The organism is Anaerotignum propionicum (genome assembly GCF_024461735.1).
Classification (GTDB): domain Bacteria; phylum Bacillota; class Clostridia; order Lachnospirales; family Anaerotignaceae; genus Chakrabartyella.
Genome location: NZ_JANGAD010000008.1, coordinates 66,293 through 88,784 on the forward strand (window position 1 = coordinate 66,293; position 22,492 = coordinate 88,784).

Genomic DNA, 22,492 nt, shown 5'->3' on the forward strand with positions numbered 1-22,492 from the left:
TAATCCACTCCAATTCCTATGTATAGACAAAGTATACTATATTTTTTCATTGTTAAAAAGGGATTTCGCGAATACAAAGAAAATATTAAAGGTTTCTTTAAAGTTACAGCGTATTTCTTATTCCACGTTTCCATCTAGAAAAATTTGTTTTGTACAGAAAACTATTTATCAAATATTTCTTTATCTTTTTCATTCATTTCCTTGATCACACGAATAAATACTTCTGTTAATTTTGGATCAAAATCCTTTCCTGAAAGCGCTATTATCTCCTTTAACGCAAAAGCTGTATCGCTTTTTATAGAATCCTTTTCTATTTTTAACACCATTTCTTCATATCTTCCTATAATAGCCATCATTCTTGATATAAAAGGAATTTCTTCTCCTTTTAGTCCCTTTGGTATACCCGTTCCATCCCATTTTTCATGCAGTGCATAAACATAGTCTGCCAGATCCAAGGTATTGTCGAATAAATTCAGAATCCGAAATCCAACAATTGGGTGTTGATTCAACTGAAACTGTTCTTTTTCACTTAACTCTTCTTTCTTAAATATTTCTTCATCCAAAACAATTTTTCCAATTCCATGGATATAAGCAACATCTGTTAGGCGCTTTTGCTCATGCTCTGTAAGGCCTATTTTTCTGCCCATTCTATTACATAATGAAACCACTCTTTCCGTGTACTCTTTTTCTCCGGGATTTCTATCATAAAGCATTTTCAAAATAGACTGTATGGTTTCAATACTATAATTTTTCTTTGACAACAATTTTTCTTTATACATCTCTCTTTCTGCATTCCCCATTACCTTCTCAATATTTTGGGAGGAATGATCCTTAGTATCAAATCCAATGGCAATGCTAGACTTTATGCCGAAAACCCTTTCTTTTGACATTTCAGTTTTTATCTGCTTCATAATCTGTAAAGCTTCCTCAGCATCTGTTTTAGGTAACAAAACAATAAATTCGTCCCCGCCAACTCTTGCCGCAATATCAATCTCTCTGCTTGCCTTTTTCAAAACTTCTGCTGTCTTTTGAATAAGCATATCTCCGGCGCCATGTCCAAATACATCATTCATTAGCTTCAATCCATTTAAGTCCCCAAAAATAATTGAAATAGGAAAAAACGATGGTTTGTCATATTCCTTTACTTTGTCTTCATATCCGCTTCTGTTTAAAAGTCCCGTTAAAGCATCATGACTACTCAAATATTTAATTTTTGCTTCCCCTTTTTTCTTCTCTGTTATATCAATAAAAGTAATAACTGCTCCAACAATTTCCTCATTCTTTAACTTTGAGCGTGCGTGATATGCAACACTTATTTTGCTTCCGTCCGCCTTCCAAAATGTTTCTTCCTCTGCTGATACTTTCTCATTAGAAAGAATACACTTTAATATGTTATGATTTTTCAGAGGGGCAATTTCTATGCTGTCTTCATTAGACAGAATCGAGTTAAGATGTTTTCCAAGAATTTCTTCCTGAGAATGATAACCCAAAAGCTTTATACAGCTATTATTGCAAAAAATGCATTTTCCAGTCAAATCAATTCCTAAAATTCCTTCAGCTGTACTGTCCAAAATCAAAAACAAGCTATCTTTTGTTCGATTCATTTCCTCATTTGCAAGTTCCAGAGCTTTCGTTCGCTCCTTTACCTTGTCTTCTAAATTATTCACCAGTTCATACATTCTATCCGCCATAAAATTAAAGGAAAGACAAAGATTTCCGATTTCATCATTTCTTATTCTTGATGCTCTGGTGGATAAATTGCCTGCTGCAATCTGATTTGAAACCGAAACCAAATCATCGATGGGCCTAAATAACCACTTAATAAACCCGCGATACACTATAACAATGCAAATGAATGCCAGTACCATAATCAGCGCTGTTAATCTCATATTTTCGTATATTTCATTTGTAAAAAGATTGCTTGGTATCGCCGATACAATAACCCAGTCTAAACCATCATTTTGATAATTCACCACATTCACATAGTAACCTGTTTTCTGATAAAAAAACTCAAACCTATCTACTTGGTCTTTATTATACTTTTCCATAATTCCCGAGATGAATGCATTGTTTAAATCGCTAACGTTATTTCTTTTCAAACTTCCATCTTTTAATGCTGTAAAATTATTACCACCAAAAGAATTAGCAATCAAAGTATTTGTATCTTTTTCTAAAACCAAAGCATAGCCGTGATACGCCTTTACAATCCCCTGCATATATTGATTAATGTTCGTTAAATTCATATGTGTTCCCAATACTCCCAGCAGCTTCCCCCGCCCATCAAAAATGGGAGTTGCAGCGGATATTGTTAGATCTTCCATTACAAAGTGCTTATACACAGGTGAAAAGGTTTGTTTTCCTAAAGTCTTAGCCGAAATATACCAATCTCTGGTTCTGGGGTCAAATTTATTTGTCTTCAAGACAACCTCCCCTCGAGATAAATCCTCATTCACGGAGTAATACCATGAGCTTCCTCCGGTATCAGAATTATTATCAACAATTTGAAGCTCACCTTTTTCATTTCTTCTCACCCCAAAATATGTTCCATCCTCTAAACCATATGTAAAACTATAGATCTCATCTTGATGTGATTGAATTACCCCAAGAAAATATTTATCCCGCTCCTTTTCAGAGTTTATATCAATTAGATTCCCTTCAATTAATTTTCCATTTACCTCATTAATATGCTTTGGCACATTCATGAAAAGGTTAATTCGATTGGCAATCTCACGATTAATGTCAAAAGCCAGCTTCTCTGTTATTTTCTCGGTGGAAGATATCCAACGGGAAAAAACCATATCCCCAATAAACACTACAGAGAGAAACATTATCAAAACAAAAGAAAGCATTATAATTTTACGCATTGATATATATCTTTTTTTCATTTTGAGCACTTCCTTTCGTTTGAATTCACAATTTCCAGCATATCAAATTTTAACAAAAAATTTCATCTTATGTCATTTCATATAAAAAGTTACATTTTGATTTGATTTTATATTACCACAAAAGAAAATTGATGAAAATAAGAATTGTTATTATTTGTTTAATTATGCAAAATTTTAACATATCATATGTTTTAAAACTACTTCAAGCACCATAATATTGAACCATTAGAAAAAATGTTTGTTCTGTATCTTGTTGCATATTTGTAAATAAGACATAAAATACCATCATTCTCACAAAAACTCTAAAAAAAATGTTTACCAATAAATCGTAGGTAAATCCTTATATTCCCATTCTCAGAATTTATCACTTGAAAATCTCTAAGATAAATCATCGCCTGCCTATAAAATGTAATCCTATTCCCCTGCTTTGACTATATCACTCTGGTTAAGACGGGTGGCAATAAAAAAACCAACGGACAGCTGCTATCCGTTGGTCATATTCATTAAGATAATTTAAAAGAACTCTTTAATGGCACAATACGGTTAAATACAAATTTTTCCTCTGTGGTGTCCTTTGTATCTACAATATAGTATCCGTTACGCATAAACTGGAATCGCTCCCCTTTTGCGGCCTCTTTCACAGTTGGCTCAATAAAGCATTCCTTTACTTCTAGGGAATTGGGATTCATAATCATTTCTCCGTTGGAGTCCTCGGGATTATCCAGCATCATATAATCATATAATCTTGCTGTAGCCTGAACATTTTCCGTTGCACTCACCCAGTGAAGGGTTCCCTTTACTTTTCTGCCCTCAAAGCCACTGCCACTTCTTGTTTCGGGATCATAGGTGCAATGTACCTCTACTACGTTTCCGTCCTCATCCTTCACAAAATCAGTACAAGTCACAAAATATGCACCTTTTAAGCGTACTTCCTTCCCTGGCGCCAAACGGAAGAATTTTTTCACAGGCTCCTCCATGAAATCTTCTCTTTCGATATATAACTCTCGGGTAAAAGGCACTCTTCTTGTGCCAAGCTCAGGATTTTCAGGGTTATTTTCCAACTCCATCATTTCCACTTGACCTTCAGAATAATTTGTAATGACAAGCTTCAAAGGATCCAAAACCGCCATAACAACCTTTGCTTTCGCCTTCAGATCGTCACGAATACAATAATCCAATAATCCGCTGTCAACAACGCTGTTTGCCTTGGATACACCAATACGCTCGCAAAAATCCCGTATCGCTTCTGGTGTATATCCTCTTCGGCGCAAACCACTGATGGTAGGCATACGGGGGTCATCCCAGCCGTCAACCAAACCATCTTCAACCAAAGCACGTAGCTTTCTTTTGCTCATCACCGTATTTGTCATCCCCAAACGGGCAAATTCTATCTGTCTTGGAGGATTCACCAAGTACCCTGCTTCTCTTACCACCCAATCATATAAGGGACGATGGTCCTCAAACTCCATAGTACAAATGGAATGGGTAATCCCTTCAATGGCATCCTCTAAAGGATGGGCAAAATCATACATAGGATAAATGCACCATGCATCCCCTGTTGTGTGGTGGGTTGCGTGGGCAATTCTATAAATAACAGGGTCTCTCATGTTAATGTTGGGAGAAGCCATGTCAATCTTCGCTCTAAGGGTACGGGAACCATCAGGAAATTCACCGTTTTTCATACGTTCAAATAAATCCAAATTTTCATCTATACTTCTACCGCGATAAGGGCTTTCCTTACCTGGTGTGCTTAATGTTCCACGGTATTGGCGCATTTCCTCCGCAGGCAAATCGCATACAAACGCCTTACCTTCTCGAATCAACTTTAAAGCAACCTGATAGTACTGTTCAAAATAGCTGGATGCATAATATAATCTGTCTTCCCAATCAAAGCCCAGCCACTTTACATCCTCACGGATAGAATCAACATATTCCACGTCTTCCTTTGCAGGGTTTGTATCATCAAAACGCAAATTGCACTTTCCTCCGTAGAGATTTGCCAAACCAAAGTTCAGGCAGATGGATTTTGCATGACCAATGTGCAAATAGCCATTAGGTTCCGGTGGGAATCTGGTATGAATTTTATTTAATTCTCCCTTCAAGTCCTCCTGGATATAACTATGTATAAAGTTTCCAGTCGCACCTAATCCGCCATTTTCCATAATCTTTTCTTCTGCCATATTGCTATCCTCCCAAAATTGTGGTTGTACTACTAAAGAATACTACATATAAAATAATAAAGTTTCATATCAACATTTCATTAAGGATTCCCATTTTTTCGCATTTCAAACATCTTTGTGCCACATGAAAATCCATGAAAGCCCTGTTTTATAAAAGCAAATAGCCAGAAAGATTCGTACTTGCCGAAACATTTCAATATAAATCCTTTACTAGATGTATCATAATATCTCTTATTACCAACGAACCAAACAGCTTCCTCATTTTATAAGCCAAAAGGTTCCATCCCCATGTCATAATTACAATATTATAATATAGCCTGTCTTTAAACGCAATTCATTTCCAAATAAAATTTGCCTCACTAGCCCCTCCCTATCATTTTATTTGTTTTTTCTATCTTTTCATAGTAGAATAAAAAAGATATAAATATTACTTTGTGATTATTATTTAACCATATAAACTTTTAACCAAAAACTAGCAAATATATATTTTAAAAAATTTTTTTACCTTTTTCAAGATATATTCGGGAGGAGCAACCATGTTAGCGTTTACCGTTTTTGATACTAAAAAAATGATGGCATATTTATTAAAAGGGGATGCTTTTGACCACTTTACCTTTCGCCAAGGAGAAATTTACTCTTTTGCGTCCTTTACCATAAATGGCAAAAAAGAGGAAAGCTTCCTGACTGAAGAAGATACTGAGCCTTTTTGTCTTTGGGGGGACATCAAACCCTTTGTTTTTGAAACGGTAAAAGGAAAACGGCTTCCCAAGAGCATGAAATTGGTTTTTTCACTTCCCAAGGAGAAAATTGAAAGATACCCCAATGCGAAAGCAGTATTTTTAAATCTTCTATTTCGAGAAGGCACCCTTTTATGCACCACCTCCATTACCGAGGAGACCTTTTCCTTAGAGAAAAAGGCAACAAAGCAATGGGATGAAGACATTTTGAGCTTTTTTAAAAAGCATGAGATTCCAATTCAAATAGAAACGTAAGTTTTGTTAGCACTCGTTAAAATTGAGTGCTAATTTTTATTGACTTTTTACGCTCCTTTGGCTAAAATTACAATGTATGATACATGCTACAAACAATTTTTGTTTTAGGAGGTTATGCGAAATGAACGAAAAAGGAAATCTGTCTATTAACAGTGAAAATTTCCTGCCCATTATTAAGAAATGGCTTTATACTGACAAAGATATTTTTGTCAGAGAATTGGTATCCAATGCCTGCGATGCTGTTACAAAATTGCAAAAGCTCACACGCATGGGAGAAGCAGATATCCCTACGGAAGAACCATTCGAAATTCATGTTGTTTTAAATCAAGACCTTCATACACTGCAAATCATTGACAACGGGATTGGTATGACTGCAGATGAAATCAAAAAATACATTAACCAAATCGCTTTTTCCGGTGCTACTGATTTTCTTGCAAAATTCCAAGAGAAAGCCGATCAAGAAAATGAAATCATCGGCCATTTCGGTTTGGGCTTCTATTCAGCCTTTATGGTAGCCGATAAAGTGGAGATTGATACCCTTTCCTATCAGGCAGATGCCCAAGGAGCAAAATGGCTATGCGAGGGCGGTATTGATTATGAAATGGACGCCGGCAGCAGAGAAAAAAGGGGTACCACCATTACCCTCTATTTAGGTGAAGACGGCAAAGAATTTTTAGAAGAATCCACCCTTTATGCTGCCCTTCGCAAATATTGCTCCTTTATGCCGGTACCAATTTTTGTTGATATCGTGAAAGAAGCAACAGAAGCAGAAAAGGAAGCTGAACAAAAGGAATCAAATACCATCCATGTTTCTCCTGAAGAGGCAGAAAACCTAACCAAAGAAGATGCCTTAGATAAGCTTGCAGCGAAAAAAACTGAAGAGGAGGAAGAGCCTAAGCCCTTAAACGATACCACTCCTTTATGGCAAAAACAGCCCAAGGACTGCACCGAGGAAGAATATAAGGAATTTTATCACAAAGTATTTTTTGATATGAATGATCCTTTGTTTTGGATTCATTTGAATATGGATTATCCCTTCCGCCTAAAGGGTATTTTATATTTCCCTAAACTGGTGGAACATATGGACGTGATGGATGGAGAAATTAAACTCTATGCAAATCAAGTATATATTGCGGATAATATCAAGGAGGTTGTGCCAGAATTCCTTCTCCTGTTAAAGGGCGTTTTGGATTGCCCCGATATGCCCCTAAACGTATCCCGTAGTGCCTTACAAAATGACGGTTATGTTGAAAAAATGAGTACCTATATCACAAAAAAAGTTGCCGATAAGCTGACTCAGCTCTTCAAAAATGAACGTTCCATTTACGAAGGCTTCTGGAATGATATTGGTGTGTTCATTAAATATGGCTGTATGAGAGAAGAGAAATTTTATGACAAGGTGAAGGATGCGTTGTTGTTCAAAACCACTGACGACGTATACGAAACCCTTCCCGAATATCTAGAAAAAAATAAAGAAAAGCATGAAAATAAGCTATTCTTTGTTTCTGACGAAAATTTACAGGCACAATATATCCGTTTGTTTAAAGAACAGGGTCTTGAAGCAGCGATTCTCTCTACTCCCGTTGACAAGCCCTTTGTTTCATTCTTGGAGTACAAAAACACTGGTGTCTCTATTCAGCGTATTGATGCAGACATTTCTGAAACCTTACAGAAAAAAGACGATCCGGAAATCTCTGAGGCTAAAAAACAAGCTGAAGAACATACCAACACACGAATGGAAGCTTTCTTCCGTGGGCTTTTGCATAACGATTCCTTGAAAGTCAGTGTGGAGGATTTAAAAGCTGAAAGTGTTTCTGCCATGCTTCTTTTAAGCGAAAAATCCCGACGTATGCTGGAAATGATGGAGGCATATGGGAATGCCACCGAATTAAAAGCAATGTTTGCAGATGTGAAGCCAGAGGAAACCTTAGTTCTTAATCGCTCCAACGGTCTTGTTAAAAATCTGTTGGATATGAGCGAAAAAGAGGAGAAGAAAGAGGATGTTGAAATGCTTTCCCGTCATGTTTACGACTTGGCACTGATGAGCCATCGTCCCTTGACCTCCGAAGAAATGACAAGCTTTATTGATCGCAGTAATATTTTGTTAGAAAAGCTTTCTTCCCTTGAAGCAGGAAGATAATCTATTATAAAAAGATAAACTCCCTAAAACAAACCAATACAACCTCATCAAGCATAGGAAAATTCCTGTATCCAATGACATGTATTGAATAGTTTGGTTTTAGGGAGTTTTTTTAGTTTTTTGTTCGTACATCATTAGATACACATTAAATATTATTACTATTTTTTTATTCATTCATCAAAATATCTAATGGTTTTTTTTTGAATCCAAAATCATTATATATATTGCATATTTTTTATCAATAGGCGTTTCTATTTTTGTAATATTATGGTATTCTATTTTTCTTTTCTTTCTTCCCACATTTTAAGATGCTGAATTAAACCAAAAAGCCACTTCCAAGTTGTAATACCACTTCCCATAGGCGTATACTAATATAAAACAATAAAATGTATTTCGAGGTGACCTATGACAAAAGAACTTTTCTTGCAAAAGCTTATGCCCTCCTATGAGGCTTTTTTCGATATCCAATATAATGTTGCCCATGGTTCCATCCAGTTTCCTGCCATTGCCCAATTCCATTCACGGTCAGAAAAATATGTATTGGTGCGTTCTGCTAAGCTTTGGGCAACGGAAATGAACGAGTATGCATACTTCGCCTTTGCTGATCTTCCGGATAGAGAAGGGTTTGCTTCTTTAAAAAAAGAGGTCTTACAACTTGGACTAGCACAAATTAAACCCCATAGTGAGCATATGTATTCCTATGTTACTTTAATTTTAATTTCAGATTTGTTATCCGATGACATCATTGAGCAAATAAAAAAAACTAACTATCATAAAACCTATCTTTTTTCTTTTCACGGATGGATGTACCTTAGAATCGCTGCGGTAGACCTCAGCAACGGAAAGGTCTATTCAAACCACAAGGGAAAAGAAATCCTGCCGTTGCTACAAAATATTTTATCTTAAGAAGCACCTGATTTCATAGCAATTGCATATGAAAGAATATTTCATTAGAAAATAAAAAAGCTCTGGTAGCGAAATAATTGGCTTTTTGACCTCAAATCAAAATGGAATGTTCTCTATACATATGCGCCTGCGAAATGAATCAGCGTTTCCCCTAATCATCTATATTTTAATGCATTTCCTTGGAAAGGAGGATATTTATGAATTCATTGTTATTATTAATCATCTCCATTGCCGTACTTTTTATTGGCTACATTACATACGGCAGCTGGCTGGCAAAGCAGTGGGGGGTTGATCCCACAAAAGAAACACCCTCACACACACAGCGGGATGGTGTGGACTATGTCCCTGCAAAGGCTCCTGTTTTAATGGGTCACCACTTTGCATCCATAGCAGGTGCGGGTCCTATCAATGGTCCCATTCAGGCTGCTATCTTTGGTTGGCTTCCTGTATTGCTTTGGATTCTCATTGGCGGTATTTTCTTTGGTGCTGTTCAAGATTTTTCATCTATCTTTGCATCAATCCGTCACAAAGGGAAATCCATTGGGCATGTCATTGAACAAAATGTCGGGGCAAAAGCAAAAAAACTATTCTTAGTTTTTGCTTATCTAACATTGCTTCTGGTTGTTGCTGCTTTTGCAAGTATCGTCGTTGGAACTTTTAACGGCTTTACACCAGAGGGTGACATTGTTCCTGCAAATGGTTCCACTGCAACAATCTCGGTATTATTTATCTTTATTGCCATTATTTTTGGTGCTTTGGTCTATCGTAAAAATGCACCTCTTAGTGTAGCAACTATTGTGGGTATCTTTGCCATTATCGCTTGTATTGCCATTGGCTTAAAGTTCCCCATTTATTTATCTGCAACTACTTGGTTGATTTTCATTCTAATTTACATTTTTATTGCTTCTGTTACACCGGTTTGGATCTTGCTCCAACCCAGAGATTATCTAAATTCATTCCTTTTATATGGTATGATGATTGCAGCCGTTATTGGCATTATCGGAAGTCACCCTGTCATGGAGCTGCCTGCCTTCACTGGCTTTCAGGGGATTAACGGAAACAGCTCCTTGTTCCCAATGCTCTTTATCACCGTTGCCTGCGGCGCTATTTCCGGCTTCCATAGCTTGGTGGGTTCTGGTACAACTTCCAAACAGCTTAACTCAGAAAAAGATGCCAAAATTATTGGCTTCGGTGGCATGTTAATTGAGTGTGCTTTGGCAGTCATCTCTTTAATTGCAGTGGGCATTCTTTTTGCTGATGGATCAATGCCCAATGGAACGCCTACCCAGGTTTTTGCAACAGGTATTGCATCCATGATTGCTGCCATCGGTTTGGAATCCGCTTATAATGTAGCATATGCTATCATCATTCTGGCAGTGTCCGCTTTTTGTCTCACTTCTCTGGATACAGCAACAAGATTGGCAAGATATATGTTCCAAGAATTCTTTATCCCTGAAGGCACCGATCCGAAAACATTAACAGGTTTTAAAAAGGTTTGTGCGAATCCATATTTTGCAACCCTTGTTACTGTTATCATCGGTGGTATTATGGCAGCCGGCGGTTATGCTAAAATTTGGCCATTGTTCGGTTCAGCCAATCAGCTTTTAGCGGCGTTGGCTCTCCTAGCTGCTGCTGCTTGGTTAGGCAATATCGGCAAGAATAATAAAATGTTTATATTGCCAATGATTTTCATGCTCATTGCAACATTAAGCGCATTGGTTATCACGTTAATTAAAAATGTAACTGCCTTTTCTGCTGGAACTGCAACTCTTTCAACGGAAGGATTGCAAATTCTATTTATTGTTTTATTGATTGCTCTGGCAATTGACTTGGCAATTGAAGGATGCCGTGTTATTTTTAGCAAAAAGAAAACTGCATAAATTGCTTTTATGCTATAAAATATAGATGATAAAAGACCCGTGGATTCACGGGTCTTCTTATGTCATTAGCATATAATTTCTAGTTCCACAGGGCAATGGTCTGAACCCATAATATCACTATGAATCCTTGCATCCACAAGCTTCTCTTTCAGTCTATCAGAAACAACATAGTAATCAATACGCCAACCAGCATTGTTTTTCCGCGCGTTAAAACGGTAGCTCCACCATGAATAACTACCCGCTGCATCAGGATAAAAGAATCGATATGTATCAACAAAACCGGCATTTAACAGCTGGGTAAACTTCCCTCTTTCTTCATCCGTAAACCCTGCACTACGTCTGTTGGAAGATGGATTTTTCAGATCTATTTCATTATGGGCAACATTTAAATCACCACAAATAATGACAGGCTTCTTTTGGTCTAAATCGAAAACATACCCACGAAAAGCATCCTCCCATGCCATACGGTAATCAAGCCTTGCATTTTCCTGCTGTGAGTTGGGTGTATATACGGTAATATGATAAAACTCCTCAAACTCCAGTGTGATTACTCTTCCTTCGGTATCATGAGCATCATGCCCCAACCCATAGGTTACAGATAAAGGCTCTTTTTTTGTAAATACAGCGACTCCGGAATAGCCCTTTTTCTGAGCATAATTCCAATACTGAAAATACCCTTCTGTCTCCAATTCTATTTGCCCCTCTTGCAGCTTTGTTTCCTGCAAGGAGAAAATATCTGCATCCACTTCTTTGAAATATTCCATAAAGCCTTTGCCAACTGCGGCACGCAAGCCATTCACATTCCATGAAATCATCTTCATTGAAACACACTCCCTTTCAATTTACGAACCAAATCTATCTTTTTCAATCTACATTTTTTGATGCCTTTTGACACACTTTAATTCTAACATAGTCAGAAGTTTTTTTTCAACAAATTAAAATGGTAAAACCATCCCTTCCACCAAATATAATACTTTTGTTTGTTTTGCATATCCTTTGTCTTGTATCTTCTCTTAATTTCAACTAAAATCAGAATAGATTGAAAGGAGTGAGCTTGATGAACATACAGATTTATGGGTCACAAAAAAGCTTTGACACAAAAAAAGCAGAACGCTATTTCAAGGAGAGAAAAATATCTTACCAATATATTAATATTCACGAATTTGGAATGAGTAAAAGTGTATTTGAAGCTGCAAAGAGAAGTATCCCACTGGAGGATATGATTGACCGTAAAGCAAAAGCATATCAAACCTTGTTTATGGATTATATTGATGAAAGCAAACGGGAGGCCACCCTACTGGAGAACCCTATTCTTTTTATGACTCCAATTGTGAGAAACGCAAAGGATTTTACATTAGGCTACTGCCCTGATGTATGGAAAGAATGGAATTAAAAAGGAGGTAAAGCTGATGCGTATCGGTCTTGCTCAAATAGATATGGGCTTTGAACAAAAACAATATGCAAGAACACTTTGCCAGGAAATAATTCTTACTGGTGCAAAAGAGAACGTAGATTTTATGGTATTCCCCGAAATGACCTTAACAGGTTTCACTATAAACACAAAGGAATTAGGTGAAGCCATTGAAACCAGTGCGACCATTCATTTTTTTAAGCAGCAGGCCATCTTGCATCACATGGCTATCTGTTTTGGTCTGCCTATTGTAGATTCTGAAAAAGCCCAAAATCATTGTATAATCTTATCTGCATCAGGGGAAATGATAGCAAATTATGCAAAGATCCACCCCTTTTCCTTTGGTACCGAGAAGGAATTTTATACAGGAGGAACCACACTGTCTTCCTGCAAAATAAAAGATTTCACCTTGTCCCCCTTCATATGCTATGACTTGCGGTTTCCTGAAATATTTCAAATCGCCTCTAAAAATAGCACCTTGCTAGTGGTTATTGCCAATTGGCCTGTATCTCGTAAAGAGGATTGGGCAATTCTTTTAAAAGCTCGGGCAATTGAAAACCAAGCCTTTGTTGTGGGTGTAAACCGGTCAGGCACCGGTGGTGGCCTTAAGTATTTCGGCGATAGCATGGTAATTTCTCCTCGTGGAAAAATTCTGGCCCAAGCAAAAGATGGAACCAATCTTACAATCTTTGATATTTCTTGTGAGGAAGCCCTTCAATGCAGAATTAAATTCCCGTTAAAATCTGACCGACGGCCTGAGCTTTACCAACAGCTTATGATAAACCAAAATGGGGAAAGGAGTACCTTATGATTCGTGTATTATTTATATGCCACGGAAGGAATCCGCAATAGTGGTAGTAAGTCGGTATAAGTTCGCATAACTCGGCATTATATATGTATTTTTGTAAAAGAGGAATTATGCAAAAGGGCTCGAACTTATAGGTAAAACTGTAGAGTGGATGACCTTCATGGATATTTCATGCGAGAAGATCTTTGATGGTGTGGGGGCTTGCTCATCACTGTTACATGAGACCGCAGAGAATCTGCCTACAGTATTTAAGAAGATAGCCAGAGCAACGAAGGACAACGGCACCATATATGTTTCCTTCAAGCATGGCGAGTATGCCGGAGAACGAAACGGCAGATTTTTTACTGACCTTAATGAAGAAGGTCTGAATGAACTCATCAAGGGTGTTGATGTTAAAATTATTGATACTTGGATAACAGGTGACGTTCGTCCCAGAAGAGAAAACGAGAAGTGGCTTAATGCCATTTTGAAGAAGATATGGTATTGGGAAAAAATTTCGATTTTCTTAATAATGGAGAATAACTTGAATTAACTGAGTTGAAAGAGAGGATGCTTTATGAAAGATATTTCAAAAAGCATCCTCTTGCTAACAGTGAGTTTAACTAAGTTCCCATGCATCAGGCACATGCTTATGTCCCCAATCGCACAATGAGTCAAGTACAGGCATAAGCGAGATACCTAATTCAGTTAATGTATACTCAACTTTTGGAGGTACTTGTGGGTATTCGTTTCTAAAGATGACGCCATCGGTTTCTAATTCCTTAAGCTGGTTGCTAAGCATTTTGTGAGATACATTACCAAGGCGTCTTTTTAACTCATTGTAGCGAAGAACTTTTTCGTGCCAGATCCAAAATAGAATATGCATTTTCCATTTTCCGTTAATTAGGGAAATAGCATAAGCAAATGGGCGGATATCAACAGGATTGTCATCGGTAGTTGTAGTATTCATATACACTCTCCTTTTGGATAGTATCTAACATAAAGGTGCATACTATCCTTTTCGTTAAATTCATTTTATAATAATAAAATAAATGAAGTCAATTAAAAAAGGAGAATTTGAAGATGAAGGTCTTAATCGTAAATGGAAGCAGTCATCCAAATGGGACAACTATGGCTGCAATTAATGTAATGATAAAAGAATTTGATGTACAAAATGTAGAGTCTGAAGTGATTCAGCTTGGTGGTAAGCCAATTGCTGATTGTTTACAGTGTGATGTTTGTCAAAAAACTGGAGCATGTGTGTTTAAGGATGACGGCGTAAATGATTTTGTTGAAAAAACGAAAGAAGCAGATGGATTTATCTTTGCAACTCCAGTCTATTTTGCACATCCAAGTGGAAGAATCTTTTCATTTTTGGATCGAGTATTCTATAGCGGGGCGAAGAATGAAGTATACGAAAACTTTCAGTTTAAACCAGGCGCTGCAATTGCTGTTGCAAGAAGAGGGGGCTGTTCTGCAACCTTAGATGCATTGCATAAATATTTTGGAATTTCTCAGATGCCTATAGCAACATCGTCTTATTGGAATATGACACATGGTTTATTTGCAGATGAAGCATACAAGGATGAAGAAGGTATGCAGACAATGCAAAATCTGGCAAAGAATATGATCTGGATGATGAGATGTTTTGAGATGGGTAAACAGAATGGAATACCATTCCCACAGACATCAACAGAGGCATGTACCAATTTCTTGAAGCGTGATGATAATCTAAGATAATTAAATTGAAATACAATAACGACATTGAAGTGCCAGGTGGCAATTAAAATGCCATCTGCTATTTTGTTATGCAGGAGTAAAATTTCTGATAGAATGAGAGTGACTACATTAGGCTTGGGTAAATCGTTTAAAAGTGAACACCCTTTGAGTAGTAATTGCCCGTAGTTTTACTACTTTTTGACTACAACACACGGCTATGTTATGCCAACTTATGCCAAGATACGGCATATTATGTACTAAAATTCGAGCGAGAGCCGGGAGCCTACAGAGTGCCGTAAAGTGGCACAAACACGGCATATCTTGGCATATCGTGACAGGAGAATAATATGATTAAGGTACTTTTTATTTGCCACGGAAATATCTGTCGTTCCCCTATGGCAGAATTTCTATTTCGAGATATGTTGATAAAAAAGGGGATAAATCAAGCTTTTTATATTGCTTCCGCCGCCACCAGTCGAGAAGAAATCGGCAATACTGTGTATCCTCCTGCAAAGAAAAAGCTGAATTCTTTGGGAATAGATTGCAGTGGAAAAACAGCACGGCAAGTAACTAAACAAGATTATCTTGATTTTGATTATCTGCTGGTCATGGAAGCCTATAACACCAAAAATTTAATGAGAATTTTACAGGATGACCCTCGAAAGAAAGTATATCGTCTTTTGGATTTTTCAAAGCGCCCCAGAGACATTGCAGACCCTTGGTATTCAGGAGATTTTGATATTACCCATACGGATATTATGGAAGGGTTGGAAGCTTTTCTTACCTTTGCTTTGAAAAATGAACAGAATTGATGTTACAATTCAAAGCATACCTCTGGATTAAACTATCATATAGAGTCTATCATTCCCACACAGCAGCATCCATAGCATCACAATAAAAAGACAGCATGGAAATATAGTAGGCAAGCAGCTTTGTGCTGTTAGCCTACTATATTTATATTTACAGAATTATTCCGAGCTCTTATTTAGAAATAAGAAACTTTTATTGCTAAATATTATATTTATTTCTTATCAATTGCAGCCTTTATATTCCTAACAAATTCAGAAACAGGCTCTATACATTCCCTTCCATAATCTCCCACCATTTTCACAATTGCACTGCCCACAATAACACCATCGGCAACCTTGCTCATTTCTGTCGCTGTTTCAGGGTTTGAAATGCCAAAGCCAATGGCACAGGGAATATCCTTAGTCTTTTTCACCCTTGCCACCATTGCCCCAACGTCTGTTGTAATTTGATCTCTGGTTCCTGTTACCCCCAAAGATGAGACGCAATAAACAAAGCCTTCTGCCTCCATAGCAATTTTACTGATTCTTTCCTGAGAAGTAGGTGCAATCAGTGAAATTAACTTAACGCCGTATTCCTGAAATTTTTCCTGCATTTCATCCTTCTCCTCATAAGGAATATCAGGAAGTATAACACAACAAATACCGCAATCCTTACATAGAGAAAGAAATCTATCTAAACCATAGGTATACACAAGATTGGCATAGGTCATGAAGGCAAGGGGGACAGCAGATTTTTCTCGAATTTTCCTAACCATTCCGAATATACTGTCTGTTGTTACACCACCCTTTAACGCCCTTTCACTTGCCTCTTGAATCACCAAACCTTCCGCAACCGGGTCTGAAAAAGGTATCCCCAGTTCAATCAAATCTGCCCCTGCCTCCTCCATAGCATAAACCAGCTTCTCTGTTGTTTCTAAATCAGGGTCACCGCAAGTGATAAAGGGAATAAATGCTTTTCCTTTGGAAAATGCCTTTTCTATGTAATCTTGCGCTGTCATTTTATTCATAGATTTCAACCCCCTTGTATCTTGCAATCGCCGCCACATCTTTATCCCCTCGTCCCGAAACATTCACAACAATGATTTGGTCTTTCCCCATGGTAGGCGCCAGCTTCATTGCATAGGAAATTGCATGGGCGCTTTCAATTGCAGGAATGATTCCTTCTGTTCTTGAAAGGTATTCAAAGGCTTCCACAGCTTCGTCATCGGTAATAGGAACATATTCTGCTCTTCCCAAATCTCTTAAATAGGCATGTTCAGGCCCAATCCCAGGGTAATCCAGTCCTGCTGAAATAGAATAAACAGGAGCAATCTGACCATATTCATCCTGACAGAAGTAAGACTTCATACCATGAAAAATACCCACACTACCTGTAGCCATGGTTGCGGCAGTATCCTTTGTATCAATGCCTCTTCCCGCCGCTTCACAGCCAATGAGCCGGACCTCCTTATCCTCAATAAAGTTGTAAAATGCCCCTATGGCATTGCTTCCGCCCCCAACACAGGCAAGAACAGCATCAGGCAGTCTGCCTTCCATCTCCATCATCTGCTCCTTGATTTCCTTACTGATCACCGCCTGAAAATCCCGCACAATCAGAGGAAAGGGATGAGGCCCCATAACCGAACCCAAAACATAATGAGTATCATCAATTCTTTGTGTCCACTCTCGAAAGGTTTCATTTACTGCATCCTTCAGAGTCATGGTACCGCTGGTAACGGAATGCACCTTAGCTCCCAAAAGCTCCATACGATAAACATTTAAGGCTTGACGGTCAGTATCGTGTTTCCCCATATAAATTTCACACTCTAAACCCATCAGTGCCGCGGCTGTTGCCGTTGCAACACCATGCTGCCCCGCACCTGTTTCCGCAATCACTCTTGTTTTTCCCATTTTCTTTGCCAACAGTACCTGCCCTAAAACGTTATTGATTTTGTGAGAACCCGTATGATTTAAATCCTCTCGCTTTAAATATATCTTTGCACCACCGAGCTTCTCTGTCATATGCTTTGCATAATAAAGATTTGATGGACGTCCTGCAAAGTTATTCAATAAATCCTCCAGCTCTGCCACAAATTCAGAATCACCCTTGTATTTGTTATAGGCCTCTTCCAACTCAATCACTGCATTCATTAAGGTTTCAGGAATAAACTGTCCACCAAATTCTCCAAACCTGCCTTTTTTCTCTTTCATAAAATCAATCCTTCCTCTTATAGTAGCTTTGCAAGGGCTACCACCCCCATAAATTTTCTATCATCCTTATATCCATCTGTTTCACAACCACTGCTCACATCAAAGGCAAAGGGCTTGCAGGCTCTTGCCGCCCTGCCCATATTACTGGCATTTAATCCTCCTGCAAGAAAATATGGTTTTCTGATAGGCGGGATTACTCCATGGTCAAAGGTTTCTCCGCTACCGCCATAGTTGTATTCACGGTAAGTATCTAATAATAGATATTCGCAAGGAAGTTTTGCCGCCGCCAAAATTTCCCCTGCATTTTTCACCCGTACAGCCTTTATAATGGGGTTTTTCACAACCTCTTTCAACCGAAGAATATAGTCCTCATCCTCATCTCCATGAAGCTGAATCATATCAATTACCCCTTGGGAGCAAAGGCTTTCAATCATAGAAATCTCCTCATTTACAAATACGCCAACTGCACTAATACCCAAATCCAGCATACCTTTCAGTTGAGCGGCTTTTTCAGGGGTAACATATCTGGCACTTGGTGGATAAAACACAAACCCAATAAAATTAGGCTTATATAAATTTGCCATAATCATATCTTCTTCTCGTCTCAAACCACAAATTTTAATATTCATAATACTCCTTTCAACCTTTCCAGCCCTTTCTTTTTATTTTTTGCCCGCATCAGGGTTTCCCCAATCAAAACTGCGTCTATTCCTGCGTCTCTAATTTTGACAATATCCTCATAGGTCTGAATACCACTTTCTCCAATAGAGATTACATCCTTTGGAATATACTTTTTCAATCGAATACAATTTTGTATATCCACAGTAAAATCCTTCAAATTTCGGTTATTTACCCCAATAATTCTCGCCCCCGCCTTTACCGCCGAAGCAATCTCTGTTTCATCATGGGTCTCCACAAGAGCACTCAAACCCAAACGATCGCAGATTTTTATATAATGCTTTAGCGTATCAGTGTCTAACAAAGCGCAAATCAATAATATCGCCGAAGCTCCCAAGGCTTTTGCCTGATAAATCATATACTTATCCACCGTGAAATCCTTTCGCAAAAGAGGTACTTTCACCTGTTTACTGATTTCTGTCAAATACTCATCTCGCCCAAGAAATTTTGTAGGCTCCGTCAGAACAGAAATACAATCTGCGCCCGCCTGTTCATACTCCTGTGCAATTTCCAGATAAGGAAAGTCTTGTGCAATAATGCTCTTTGAGGGGCTCGCTTTTTTCACCTCACAAATAAAGGCAAGACCATCCTTTCGCAAGGCTTTCTCAAAGGCAAAGGGAATATTTGTGTCATTGGTTTTAGCAAGCTCCTTCATTTCCTCCAAGGAAAACCTTTTTTTCTGCTCTTCTACACGTTTTCGTGCACTGTTTGCCAACTCATCCAGAATCATATTCTTCCTCCAATCATTGGTTTGTTGCTTGAATAAAGGCTTCCAGCTTTTCCATTGCCTTGCCGCTGTCCAGCATTTGCTTTGCAACATGAATTCCCTCTTGAATGGTATGACATCTTTCGGCAATATAGAGGGAAACCCCCGCATTCAAAAGCACCACATCTCGCTTTGCTCCCTGCTCCTTTCCCGAAAGAATATCCAAGGCAATTTTCTTGTTTTCCTCAGGATTACCCCCAACAAGCTCTGATGATTTGCAATAGGAAAAGCCATAGTCCTCAGGGTCAATCACACGGTTTTTCAGTTTTCCGTTTCGTATCTCACAAGCTGTAGTTGTGGTTGTCATGGTGATTTCATCCAAACCGTCATCGCCGCAAACCACCATTCCTGCCTTTACCCCCAAATTCAACATAACTTGGGCAAGGGGACGAACAAGTTTCTTATCATAAACCCCCATCATCTCCATATTTGCCCCTGCTGGGTTAGCAAGGGGGCCAAGAATATTAAAAATCGTTCTCACACCCAAGCTTTTTCTCACAGGTGCCACAAACTTCATAGAAGGGTGATATTTTTGGGCAAACATGAAGCATATATTATTTTCTTCAAGACATTTGGTCATGACCTCTGTTTCCGCAGAAATATTTACACCCAAGCTCTCCAAAACGTCTGCCGCTCCACATTTGCTAGAAACGCTTCTATTTCCGTGCTTTGCAACAGGCACCCCCGCCGCTGAAATCACAAAAGCAGAAATGGTGGAGATATTAAAGGTGAACGCTTCATCCCCACCGGTACCCACAATTTCTAGAACATCCTTATCGTGGAGCAGTCTGGTGCAGGCTTTGCGCATTCCCTTTGCACTTGCGGTAATCTCGTCTATTGTTTCTCCCTTCATGCGAAGGGCTGTCAAATATGCCGCCATTTCTGCTTCCGAAGCACTCCCCGTCATAATTTCATTCATGACCTCTTCCGCCATTTCTGTTGAAATATTCCGTCTCTCCATGGCCAGTTTTATTGCTTCCTTAATCATAAAAATTCACCTCCCATTTATAATTCTAAAAAGTTCTTCATAATTTCCCTGCCATGCTGAGATAAAATGGACTCTGGGTGAAACTGCAAACCATAAATCTGCTTACCCTTTACCTTCACCGCCATAACTTCACCCTCAGCCTCCCCAAGAATTTCTAGGGTTTCAGGTATTGTGCCTCTATCTGCCACAAGAGAGTGATACCTTGCCGCAATTATTTTTCTAGGTAAGTCTCTAAAAATTGTTGCGGAATTATCTATCTTAATTTCACTTTGCTTGCCATGCATCAGCCTTTTTGCATGAATGATTTTAGCGCCGTAAACCTCACAAATTGCCTGATGCCCTAAACACACACCCAAAATTTTATACCGATTGCCAAGCTTTTGAATAACTGCCTCACTGATTCCCGCTTCATGGGGGTAGCAAGGCCCAGGGGAAATGATAATGCTGTCAGGTTGCAGGGCGTCAATCTCCTCAGGTGTTATGCTGTCATTTCTAAAAACCCTTATATCCTCATCAAACTGATATGCAAGCTGTACCAGATTGTATGTAAAGCTGTCAAAATTATCGATTACAACAATCATAGATCATTTGCCTCCTTTGCGTTTATAATAGCGCTTATGACAGCCTTTGCTTTGTTTTCACTCTCCAAAAACTCAGTTTCCCCCACACTATCGGCCACAATGCCACCCCCCGCCTGAACAAAAACCTTGTTGTTTTTCTTCACTGCCATACGAATGGCAATGCAAGTATCTAAATTCCCCGTAAAATCAATGTATCCTAATGCTCCACCGTAAACACCTCTGGGACAGCGTTCTGTTTCTTCAATAATCTGGCAGGCTCTCACCTTTGGTGCCCCGGAGAGGGTTCCTGCTGGAAGAATTGCCTTGACAGCATCATAAGCATCTAGCCCATCTCTCAGCTCTCCATTTACTTCAGAACAAATGTGCATGATTTTTGAATATTTTATAACCTTCATATATGCAGTAACAGAAACCGATAAGGGCTTTGCTATCCTCCCAATATCGTTCCTTGCCAAATCCACCAGCATATTGTGCTCAGAAAGCTCCTTTTCATCTTTCAACAACTCTTCTTCAAAATCCCTATCCTCTTCCTCCGTCAAGCCCCTTGGTCTTGAGCCTGCAATGGGGAAGGTGGAAAGTTTTCCATCCCGAAGCTTTACATGGGTCTCAGGTGATGCAGAAAGTATCTGGATAGAATCACATTGCATAAACACCATGTAGGGTGATGGGTTTGTGGTTCGAAGCACCCGATAGGCGTTGAGCAAACTGTCGTTGTAATCCGTTTCAAATCGCCTTGAAATAACAGCCTGAAAGATATCCCCATTGTAGATATATTCCTTCACCCGTTCTACCGCTTGACAAAATTCCTCTTTTGTGAAATTGCAAGTAAAATGGGGCTGACTCTTGGTGGTCTCTCTTTCTGTGGGCATCTGATTTGTTATAAACGCCGAGAGAATTTCAATCTCCGCTACTGCCTCACCATAGTTTTCTAAAACCTGATCTGTTTTCATGTTCACAATAATTTGTATTTTTTGTTTCAAATGGTCATAGGCAATTACCTTGTCAAAAAGCATAAAATCATAATCGTCCATTTCGTCTCTGGAAATATGCAATGTTGGTTCACAATAACCAATCATGGAATACCCGAAATATCCAACCAATCCCCCAGTAAAAGGAGGCATATCAGGTAGCTTTGGCGCTTTATACTGCTTCATAAGCTTCCTAAGTGCCTCAAAAGGCTCCTCTCGAATTTGTTTTTGCTCTCCATTTTCTTCTACCATCACCGCACCATTCCTGCAGGTAATACGCATAACGGGGTTAAACCCAAGAAAGGAATATCTGCCCCACTTTTCGCCCCCCTCTATACTTTCCAAAAGAAAAAATCGTTGATGATTCTTGGAAATTCTTCTTAACAGGGAAATTGGTGTGATGACATCAGCGTAAATCTCCTTTGCAATGGGTATCATGTCATATTTTTCTGCAAGCTTGCTAATGGTTTTTGCGTTTGGTTTCATACTCATAATGGCTCTCCCTTCGATTTTTGGTAATAAAAAAAGCCTTTGCCCCTTAACCAAGGGACAAAAGCTTATAGCCTCTGCGATACCACCCAAATTACCTGTATCAAAAAAATACAGATCACT

Annotated in this window: 20 protein-coding genes and 1 other annotated feature (1 of these 21 only partly in view); of the genes, 9 read left to right on the forward strand and 11 right to left on the reverse strand. The window is 38.6% G+C overall.

What is annotated here, in order from left to right:
• Nucleotides 1–161: 161 nt before the first annotated feature.
• Complete coding sequence (locus tag NE558_RS11355; RefSeq protein ID WP_256150192.1) at nt 162–2,885, reverse strand: diguanylate cyclase; 2,724 nt, start codon at nt 2,883–2,885, stop codon at nt 162–164.
• 503 nt (nt 2,886–3,388) lie between these two features.
• Nucleotides 3,389–5,065, reverse strand: coding sequence for a glutamine--tRNA ligase/YqeY domain fusion protein (locus NE558_RS11360; protein WP_330643472.1), 1,677 nt, complete (start codon nt 5,063–5,065; stop codon nt 3,389–3,391).
• 536 nt (nt 5,066–5,601) lie between these two features.
• Here NE558_RS11360 and NE558_RS11365 point away from each other — a divergent pair.
• The 4 genes from NE558_RS11365 (at nt 5,602) to NE558_RS11380 (ending at nt 10,983) form a co-directional block, all read left to right on the forward strand.
• Nucleotides 5,602–6,057, forward strand: a complete 456-nt coding sequence (locus NE558_RS11365) for a DUF5721 family protein (RefSeq protein WP_256150193.1) — start codon at nt 5,602–5,604, stop codon at nt 6,055–6,057.
• Between the two features lie 121 nt (nt 6,058–6,178).
• Entirely contained in the window at nt 6,179–8,197 is a 2,019-nt protein-coding gene (htpG, locus tag NE558_RS11370; RefSeq protein WP_256150194.1) for a molecular chaperone HtpG, read from the forward strand.
• A 405-nt stretch (nt 8,198–8,602) separates the two neighbouring features.
• The gene (locus NE558_RS11375) at nt 8,603–9,103 is read left to right on the forward strand and encodes a hypothetical protein (protein WP_256150195.1); all 501 of its coding nucleotides are present in this window, start codon (nt 8,603–8,605) and stop codon (nt 9,101–9,103) included.
• Between the two features lie 197 nt (nt 9,104–9,300).
• Nucleotides 9,301–10,983, forward strand: coding sequence for a carbon starvation protein A (locus NE558_RS11380; RefSeq protein WP_256150196.1), 1,683 nt, complete (start codon nt 9,301–9,303; stop codon nt 10,981–10,983).
• Between the two features lie 65 nt (nt 10,984–11,048).
• Here NE558_RS11380 and NE558_RS11385 read toward each other — a convergent pair whose 3' ends face one another.
• On the reverse strand, nt 11,049–11,804 hold the full coding sequence (locus tag NE558_RS11385; RefSeq protein ID WP_256150197.1) for an exodeoxyribonuclease III: 756 nt from the start codon (nt 11,802–11,804) through the stop codon (nt 11,049–11,051).
• Nucleotides 11,805–12,040: 236 nt separating this feature from the next.
• On the opposite strand from NE558_RS11385, the gene NE558_RS11390 reads away from it, so the two are divergent.
• The 3 genes from NE558_RS11390 (at nt 12,041) to NE558_RS11400 (ending at nt 13,734) form a co-directional block, all read left to right on the forward strand.
• The gene (locus NE558_RS11390; protein ID WP_256150198.1) at nt 12,041–12,376 is read left to right on the forward strand and encodes an arsenate reductase family protein; all 336 of its coding nucleotides are present in this window, start codon (nt 12,041–12,043) and stop codon (nt 12,374–12,376) included.
• A gap of 16 nt (nt 12,377–12,392) precedes the next feature.
• Complete coding sequence (locus tag NE558_RS11395; RefSeq protein WP_256150199.1) at nt 12,393–13,205, forward strand: nitrilase-related carbon-nitrogen hydrolase; 813 nt, start codon at nt 12,393–12,395, stop codon at nt 13,203–13,205.
• Between the two features lie 157 nt (nt 13,206–13,362).
• Nucleotides 13,363–13,734 carry a hypothetical protein gene (locus NE558_RS11400; protein ID WP_256150200.1) on the forward strand — a complete coding sequence of 124 codons (372 nt, stop codon included), beginning with the start codon at nt 13,363–13,365 and terminating at the stop codon, nt 13,732–13,734.
• A gap of 66 nt (nt 13,735–13,800) precedes the next feature.
• Here the strand turns inward: NE558_RS11400 and NE558_RS11405 are convergent, their stop codons facing one another.
• The gene (locus NE558_RS11405) at nt 13,801–14,151 is read right to left on the reverse strand and encodes a winged helix-turn-helix transcriptional regulator (protein WP_256150201.1); all 351 of its coding nucleotides are present in this window, start codon (nt 14,149–14,151) and stop codon (nt 13,801–13,803) included.
• 113 nt (nt 14,152–14,264) lie between these two features.
• Here NE558_RS11405 and NE558_RS11410 point away from each other — a divergent pair, with 113 nt between their 5' ends.
• Together NE558_RS11410 and NE558_RS11415 are read left to right on the forward strand one after the other, a co-directional pair.
• Nucleotides 14,265–14,921 carry a flavodoxin family protein gene (locus NE558_RS11410; protein ID WP_256150202.1) on the forward strand — a complete coding sequence of 219 codons (657 nt, stop codon included), beginning with the start codon at nt 14,265–14,267 and terminating at the stop codon, nt 14,919–14,921.
• Between the two features lie 326 nt (nt 14,922–15,247).
• The gene (locus NE558_RS11415; protein WP_256150203.1) at nt 15,248–15,712 is read left to right on the forward strand and encodes a low molecular weight protein-tyrosine-phosphatase; all 465 of its coding nucleotides are present in this window, start codon (nt 15,248–15,250) and stop codon (nt 15,710–15,712) included.
• Nucleotides 15,713–15,921: 209 nt separating this feature from the next.
• On the opposite strand, the gene trpA is transcribed toward NE558_RS11415, so the two are convergent.
• Genes trpA through trpE form a run of 7 tightly spaced genes read right to left on the reverse strand, consistent with a single transcriptional unit; the run spans nt 15,922 to nt 22,372 of the window.
• A complete protein-coding gene (gene trpA, locus NE558_RS11420; RefSeq protein WP_256150205.1) occupies nt 15,922–16,716 on the reverse strand; it encodes a tryptophan synthase subunit alpha in 795 nt (264 codons plus the stop codon).
• The gene (gene trpB / locus NE558_RS11425) at nt 16,709–17,899 is read right to left on the reverse strand and encodes a tryptophan synthase subunit beta (protein ID WP_256150206.1); all 1,191 of its coding nucleotides are present in this window, start codon (nt 17,897–17,899) and stop codon (nt 16,709–16,711) included. The genes trpA and trpB overlap by 8 nt, the downstream gene beginning before the upstream one ends.
• A 17-nt stretch (nt 17,900–17,916) precedes the next feature.
• Entirely contained in the window at nt 17,917–18,528 is a 612-nt protein-coding gene (locus NE558_RS11430) for a phosphoribosylanthranilate isomerase (protein WP_256150207.1), read from the reverse strand.
• Complete coding sequence (gene trpC / locus NE558_RS11435) at nt 18,525–19,307, reverse strand: indole-3-glycerol phosphate synthase TrpC (RefSeq protein ID WP_256150209.1); 783 nt, start codon at nt 19,305–19,307, stop codon at nt 18,525–18,527. Before trpC ends, NE558_RS11430 begins: the two co-directional genes overlap by 4 nt.
• A gap of 13 nt (nt 19,308–19,320) precedes the next feature.
• Nucleotides 19,321–20,331 carry an anthranilate phosphoribosyltransferase gene (gene trpD / locus NE558_RS11440; RefSeq protein WP_256150210.1) on the reverse strand — a complete coding sequence of 337 codons (1,011 nt, stop codon included), beginning with the start codon at nt 20,329–20,331 and terminating at the stop codon, nt 19,321–19,323.
• Between the two features lie 17 nt (nt 20,332–20,348).
• Nucleotides 20,349–20,912, reverse strand: coding sequence for an anthranilate synthase component II (locus tag NE558_RS11445; protein ID WP_256150212.1), 564 nt, complete (start codon nt 20,910–20,912; stop codon nt 20,349–20,351).
• Nucleotides 20,909–22,372, reverse strand: coding sequence for an anthranilate synthase component I (gene trpE, locus NE558_RS11450; RefSeq protein ID WP_256150213.1), 1,464 nt, complete (start codon nt 22,370–22,372; stop codon nt 20,909–20,911). Before trpE ends, NE558_RS11445 begins: the two co-directional genes overlap by 4 nt.
• A 50-nt stretch (nt 22,373–22,422) precedes the next feature.
• Nucleotides 22,423–22,492 (reverse strand) — a binding site (T-box leader); it runs 188 nt beyond the window's last position.

Excerpts from the sequence above, each read along its gene's own strand:
- NE558_RS11375 (WP_256150195.1), top strand. The coding sequence starts at position 8,603 with ATGACAAAAGAACTTTTCTTGCAAAAGCTTATGCCCTCCTATGAGGCT.
- NE558_RS11365 (WP_256150193.1), top strand. The coding sequence starts at position 5,602 with ATGTTAGCGTTTACCGTTTTTGATACTAAAAAAATGATGGCATATTTA.
- trpD (WP_256150210.1), bottom strand. The coding sequence starts at position 20,331 with ATGATTAAGGAAGCAATAAAACTGGCCATGGAGAGACGGAATATTTCA.
- NE558_RS11390 (WP_256150198.1), top strand. The coding sequence starts at position 12,041 with ATGAACATACAGATTTATGGGTCACAAAAAAGCTTTGACACAAAAAAA.
- NE558_RS11355 (WP_256150192.1), bottom strand. The coding sequence starts at position 2,885 with ATGAAAAAAAGATATATATCAATGCGTAAAATTATAATGCTTTCTTTT.
- NE558_RS11445 (WP_256150212.1), bottom strand. The coding sequence starts at position 20,912 with ATGATTGTTGTAATCGATAATTTTGACAGCTTTACATACAATCTGGTA.
- NE558_RS11360 (WP_330643472.1), bottom strand. The coding sequence starts at position 5,065 with ATGGCAGAAGAAAAGATTATGGAAAATGGCGGATTAGGTGCGACTGGA.
- trpA (WP_256150205.1), bottom strand. The coding sequence starts at position 16,716 with ATGAATAAAATGACAGCGCAAGATTACATAGAAAAGGCATTTTCCAAA.
- trpE (WP_256150213.1), bottom strand. The coding sequence starts at position 22,372 with ATGAGTATGAAACCAAACGCAAAAACCATTAGCAAGCTTGCAGAAAAA.
- NE558_RS11400 (WP_256150200.1), top strand. The coding sequence starts at position 13,363 with ATGGATATTTCATGCGAGAAGATCTTTGATGGTGTGGGGGCTTGCTCA.
- trpB (WP_256150206.1), bottom strand. The coding sequence starts at position 17,899 with ATGAAAGAGAAAAAAGGCAGGTTTGGAGAATTTGGTGGACAGTTTATT.
- htpG (WP_256150194.1), top strand. The coding sequence starts at position 6,179 with ATGAACGAAAAAGGAAATCTGTCTATTAACAGTGAAAATTTCCTGCCC.
- NE558_RS11385 (WP_256150197.1), bottom strand. The coding sequence starts at position 11,804 with ATGAAGATGATTTCATGGAATGTGAATGGCTTGCGTGCCGCAGTTGGC.
- NE558_RS11410 (WP_256150202.1), top strand. The coding sequence starts at position 14,265 with ATGAAGGTCTTAATCGTAAATGGAAGCAGTCATCCAAATGGGACAACT.
- NE558_RS11405 (WP_256150201.1), bottom strand. The coding sequence starts at position 14,151 with ATGAATACTACAACTACCGATGACAATCCTGTTGATATCCGCCCATTT.
- NE558_RS11415 (WP_256150203.1), top strand. The coding sequence starts at position 15,248 with ATGATTAAGGTACTTTTTATTTGCCACGGAAATATCTGTCGTTCCCCT.
- NE558_RS11430 (WP_256150207.1), bottom strand. The coding sequence starts at position 18,528 with ATGAATATTAAAATTTGTGGTTTGAGACGAGAAGAAGATATGATTATG.
- trpC (WP_256150209.1), bottom strand. The coding sequence starts at position 19,307 with ATGATTCTGGATGAGTTGGCAAACAGTGCACGAAAACGTGTAGAAGAG.
- NE558_RS11395 (WP_256150199.1), top strand. The coding sequence starts at position 12,393 with ATGCGTATCGGTCTTGCTCAAATAGATATGGGCTTTGAACAAAAACAA.
- NE558_RS11380 (WP_256150196.1), top strand. The coding sequence starts at position 9,301 with ATGAATTCATTGTTATTATTAATCATCTCCATTGCCGTACTTTTTATT.